The organism is Vibrio sp. L3-7 (assembly GCF_963898195.1).
Classification (GTDB): Bacteria; Pseudomonadota; Gammaproteobacteria; order Enterobacterales; family Vibrionaceae; genus Vibrio; species Vibrio echinoideorum.
In genome coordinates this window covers 1-5,066 of record NZ_CAWQUW010000049.1, presented here as the reverse complement: position 1 = coordinate 5,066, position 5,066 = coordinate 1, and the positions used below count along the sequence as shown (strand labels likewise).

Annotated in this window: 4 protein-coding genes and 2 pseudogenes; 4 read left to right on the top strand and 2 right to left on the bottom strand. The window is 45.1% G+C overall.

The genetic code is table 11. From position 1 onward, the window contains the following. A partial coding sequence (locus AACW75_RS21650; protein WP_237297957.1) for a transposase occupies positions 1 to 505 on the top strand: 505 nt, incomplete at its 5' end. Between the two features lie 208 nt (positions 506 to 713). Here AACW75_RS21650 and AACW75_RS21645 read toward each other — a convergent pair. Further along, positions 714 to 1,616, bottom strand: coding sequence for a LysR family transcriptional regulator (locus tag AACW75_RS21645; RefSeq protein ID WP_222425057.1), 903 nt, complete (start codon positions 1,614 to 1,616; stop codon positions 714 to 716). Between the two features lie 84 nt (positions 1,617 to 1,700). On the opposite strand from AACW75_RS21645, the gene AACW75_RS21640 reads away from it, so the two are divergent. Next, entirely contained in the window at positions 1,701 to 2,624 is a 924-nt protein-coding gene (locus AACW75_RS21640; RefSeq protein ID WP_145572374.1) for a DMT family transporter, read from the top strand. A 428-nt stretch (positions 2,625 to 3,052) separates the two neighbouring features. Here AACW75_RS21640 and mpaA read toward each other — a convergent pair. Continuing rightward, a pseudogene (gene mpaA, locus AACW75_RS21635) lies at positions 3,053 to 3,568 on the bottom strand (murein tripeptide amidase MpaA); the annotation flags it as partial. A gap of 99 nt (positions 3,569 to 3,667) precedes the next feature. Between mpaA and AACW75_RS21630 the strand changes: the two are divergent. Together AACW75_RS21630 and AACW75_RS21625 are read left to right on the top strand one after the other, a co-directional pair. Next, positions 3,668 to 4,213 (top strand): IS91 family transposase, encoded by a 546-nt coding sequence (locus tag AACW75_RS21630; RefSeq protein WP_145572375.1) that lies wholly within the window; start codon positions 3,668 to 3,670, stop codon positions 4,211 to 4,213. Positions 4,214 to 4,236: 23 nt separating this feature from the next. Next, a pseudogene (locus tag AACW75_RS21625) lies at positions 4,237 to 4,946 on the top strand (transposase); the annotation flags it as partial. Positions 4,947 to 5,066 lie beyond the last annotated feature (120 nt).

The window sequence follows — 5,066 nt, the reverse complement described above, 5'->3', positions numbered from 1 at the left end:
TTGCCGCCGATGGAAGCTGCACTTTGCAAAGAAAACGGCCAACGTGACGCCCACCATGACTTACCTCGGCCGATACCTAAAACGCCCACCTATATCGGCGTCGCGTTTACGACATAACTTCCAGGGAAGCTTGGTGACATTTGATTACCTCAACCATAGGAATGGTCGGACGGAATCCCTCATTTTGAGTCCAGAAGCACTGATAGAGCGCATGATTGAGCATATTCCAGATAAGCACTTAAAAATGATTCGATACTTCGGTTTTCTATCAAACCGACGTCGTGGTGAGATGCTCCCTAAGGTCTACGATGCCTTAGGCATCGCCCCTAAAGACGCACCTGAAATGCCCGGCTACGCCGCCATGTTGAAAGGATATGTGAAGGTTGATCCGTTTGAATGCATTCTTTGTGGGCACCGTTTAACGTTTCTTCGCTTTAGGGCTGGGGAGCCGCTGTCAGAGCTGGTCCACCATGCTCTGGTTCAATCCCAAATCAGGTCAATTTAGGCATTTCGCAGGATGAGTGTATCTAAAATCCCGAAAACAGCATGAAAGTGTTCAACAAACACCCGTGTTTAGATTGTAGAGCAGAAGTTAGGTCAGTCAGGGACTTATTCTGACGAGAGTTAAGTTGCGATTGTTCAGGTAAGGAATCATTCAGATTCCTTACCTTCAAGTTTAGCAATGAATGTGTGAAAAAATTGACCTAATGGGGTTAATTCGCTTCAAAGCGCTGCATGACAAATTCGATAAATAGGCGTACCCGCATCGGCAGATGATCCCGATCGCGATAGAGCATAAACAGTGTGCGTTCTTTGCTACGCCAGTTGGGCAATACATGGCTCATTTCACCCTGAGCGATCATTGGTAACGCAAGATAATCCGGTACATACCCAATCCCCAAACCCGTCTTTATAACGTGAGTTAGCATCACAATTTCATCCAATTCCAGTCTGACGTTTTTTTGCGAGTGATAGTTAAATTCTTCGCCACTCTCTTTGTGTATCAGTTGCCATGGTGTCATCGGATTGCAAATGATGGTTGGATGATCGCATAATTTGTCAGGTGTGGTTATTGTCGAAATATCGTAATCAGGATGAGAGCACAAGATGAAGTGAACGTGTTTTAACTGCCGAGCAATCCAGTTATCGACTACTACGTTTCCGACACGAAAAACCACATCCATTCCTTCGGCTTCGATATCAATCAATGAATTTGATAGGTTCAGATCCAGCTTAATATCCGGATACTGAAGTAGGAAATCATAAAAAATCGTGGGCAGAAATTGCGAACCTGCGTTGATTGGCGCGGATATACGAATTTTTCCCTGTGGTTGATGTTTATCTCGATGCAGGTCTTCGTCGATATTATCAAGTTCATCAAATAATAAGGCTGAACGTTGAAAGTATTGCTCGCCAGTACTGGTCAGGACAATACGGTGTGCGTCGCGGTTGAGCAGGCGAAGTTGCAAATCGGCCTCTAACTGACGGATGCGGCGGCTTAAGGTTGAGAGCGGAATACCCAAAGATAGGGCTGCGTTTTTAAAACTGCCTGAACGTGCTACAGCACAAAAACAACGCAGATCGTCTAACGAACAATTAGGTTTCATAAATGGCATTTACCGTCTTATTTTTGCTTGTTTATCTAACTATTGAAATCAATACACTAGGGAACACATTTTGACAAGTCATTCGGAGTGACGATGAAATCTGATTCAACTTTTAAAGCCGCTGTTCTTCTCATCATCTGTACTTTCTTTTGGGGCAGTTGTTTTCCTATTGGTAAGCTCGCATTAAACGAAGTGCACGCGCTTACACTAGTGTTCTGGCGTTTTATAATTGCGGCTTCGTGTCTGGCGATATACCTCAAAGCGGCGCGGATGCCCAAGCTTTACTTGAGTTCGCGGCAATGGTGCTGGGTCATCGCCGTTAGCGTTGTGGGCGTGGGTGGGCTCAATCTTTGCTTATTTACCGGATTAGTTTACACCAGTGCGACAAATGGCTCATTAATCATGGCGCTCAGCCCACTGATGACTTCGCTGATTACGTGTATTGCTCTTCGAACGCTGCCGTCTTTCGCCCAGTGTTTTAGTCTGCTAGTTAGCTTGACCGGCGTACTGATCGTAATCACCAATGGGCATCCGAAAGAACTGCTCTCAATGCAGATCAACCACGGTGATAAACTCTTCTTTTGCGGCATGTTGACTTGGAGTTTGTACACTTACTTCAGTCAGGGTATCAGTCGCTGGATACCTGTTATTTCTTATACTTTTGTCGGTATGCTAAGCGGAGCGGCGGTGATTGGTGCGATGTGTCTGGCATCGCCAGAAGTACTTCCGTTCACTGAGCTTTGGAATAGTAGCGCGTTGGGAGTGTCAGAAGTGGTGTATATCGGAGTGTTTGGTACGGTTGCCGGTTATTTACTGTGGTTAAATGGTGTGCGTCACCTCGGCTCGGCGAATGCTGCACTGTTCTATAACTTTGTACCGATTTTCTCTGTGCTGACTTCATTTATGCTCGGACAGGCAGTCACGCCGTTACAATTGATCGGCATTGCGATTGTTATTGCAGGCCTACTGCTACCAGGTATTCAAAATTTTAAACGCACGTCGCGAACCTGCGCTTAATTTTAAATCAGGGACTTAATCTATCAATATACAAAGGCAGGAGTTCTCTTTTCCTTACCAAAATCTATACGAAATTCTCGAATTATCTGCATCTTGATTGTGTAAGTGGTGCTATCTGAGCGTGAAGTTCTGCTCTAAGCTGTTTAGCTTGAGTTCTAATAATTATAATTTAAATGAAAGCATAAGAATGGTGTTATTTGAGGGCTTTAGATATTGAGGCTTAATTGCTCTCTTGTATTAGAATCAGGTGAGCTATTTTTCGATGGCTTGAAAGTATCGGATAGGGTGTGAACAACACTGGATACTGTCGAGTCGACCACTAAGCGGGTGAGACAGGTTTCATCGAGACAGTCACAATAGAGAACCTGGTACTCTGCACTCATCCGTCTACTTGTTCTTATTGTTGTCCAAAAATGAGTTAGTAATCTTTAAACAACTCCCTCACACCCCAACACCGCCACAAATGCATCCAAATATTGCTCGATAGTCAAATCAGCAGACACTGGTGGTAGTTCTACAGTAATGCACGGCAGGTTTCTTTCTTGGCACCATGTGCCGAATGAGCCTGGGGTTTCGTAATCCACGTCTTCGACGAGCGGTAGGTTGAACTGCTTGCTTAGCCAAGTGGCAAGTTCCGATTGAGCTGGGTCGTCGACCATGGCGAGAGGTTCGTGGAACGAGATGACGAATTTGGGTTTGCGCTGCTCAATGAGGTTGATGAGTGACTGTACTTCAGGTTCAAGTTGGTTGGCTTGTCCCGTTTTCACTTTTACGTCTCTGACCGGTGTGTGAGAACTCCAGCGATAGACAGTGCCGTTTTCTGTCCAATTTTGCGTTGGGAAGGCGCGGTTTAAATCGACTTGATTGGCGTTAGCGCGAGTGCCTAACTGATTGCCGTCTGGGTTCATCGACAGAATCACATCGTGTCGTAAATTGGCGGCTGAGAACATAGCAGCTACGCTGCAATTGGGCGCGTGATAGGTTTATGCGTATAATCAGTATTTTCATTTGCTGCAATCACGATACGATTACCTTTACTGACCATGGCTGCTCGAACTTCTGTCAATACCCCCTATCAACCTAGACCGCTTAACTTTCTCCTTCAGTACAACAAAGCTTGGGATACCATGGTGGCGACTGATTCAACACTTCGAGATATCGAAATCATTGAAGTCACTAAAATGCTCACCTGTGGCAAACCAGCCTTGGGAGGGATAGAGCGACACTGTGAAAGCAAAGAATGCATCCACTCTAACAACACCTGGTTTACTTGCTCTAGTCGAGCCTGCTCTCGTTGTGGTAAAAAATCGACCGATAACTGGATAATTCAGCAGGTAGAACGAATGCCACATTGTCCTTGGATGCATATGACATTCACTTTTCCTGATGTTTTATGGTCTCTGTTTCGTAACAACCGCTGGTTACTCGATAAACTTTGCCAACTCGCTGTCGACAATCTCCTTTATGCGGCAAAACAGGCAGGACTAAAAATTGGAATTTTCTGCGCACTGCATACCTTTGGAAGACGTTTAACTTGGCACCCTCATGTTCATGTATCTGTTACCCTTGGGGTGAAGTGGCATAGTTAATTTGGCCACCTGATTAAGAGGTGATGTATGATCATCTCGACACTAAAACAGGTGACATTATGACTAAGCGTGAAAGACGTATTTTTAACCCAGAGTTTAAGCTTGAATGCGCTCAGCTAGTACTTGACCAGGGACGTACCTACAAAGAAACCTGCGAAACGATGGGCATAGGAAAAACAACGTTAGAAAGCTGGGTAAGGCAACTCAAAGTGGAAAGAGCTGGCAAGGCTCCCAACGCATCGCCGCTGACTCCAGAGCAAAGAGAAATCCGTGACCTTAAAAAAAGAATCAAACGCATTGAAGAAGAAAAGGAAATTCTAAAAAAGGCTACAGCTCTCTTGATGTCAGACTCCCTGAACGGTTCTCGATGATCGAGAAACTCAAGAAGAGCTATGCGGTGAAACAGCTTTGCGAAGTGTTCGGAGTTCATCGCAGTAGTTATCGTTATTGGGAAAATAAAGATAAAGCTCTAGCGTCAGAGTGTGTGCTTATTCGTGCCGAAGTTCGACGAGCTCATGAGATTAGCAATGGTTCCGCAGGAGCGAGAACCATTGCTGGCATAGTGACAACAAGAGGTATTCCCCTGAGTCGTTACCGTGCAAGTAAATTCATGAAAGAACTCGATTTAGTCAGTTGCCAATCCCCAAAACATACGTACAAAAAAACACAGCAGGAGCATGTACATATACCTAATCATCTTAATCGTCAGTTCGCTGTAACGGAGCCGAACCGGCGACGGTGTCGCCTGAGCGGCCTTCGGCCGAAAACAAAGAGACTCAACCTACTAGGATGCTTTGCATAAATCATTTATCCTATAGACCATGTTTCCGAATAAGCCCATCAAACAGCTCTT

Coding starts and splice junctions, on each gene's coding strand:
- AACW75_RS21645 (WP_222425057.1), bottom strand. CDS start 1,616: ATGCCATTTATGAAACCTAATTGTTCGTTAGACGATCTGCGTTGTTTT.
- AACW75_RS21640 (WP_145572374.1), top strand. CDS start 1,701: ATGAAATCTGATTCAACTTTTAAAGCCGCTGTTCTTCTCATCATCTGT.
- AACW75_RS21630 (WP_145572375.1), top strand. CDS start 3,668: ATGGCTGCTCGAACTTCTGTCAATACCCCCTATCAACCTAGACCGCTT.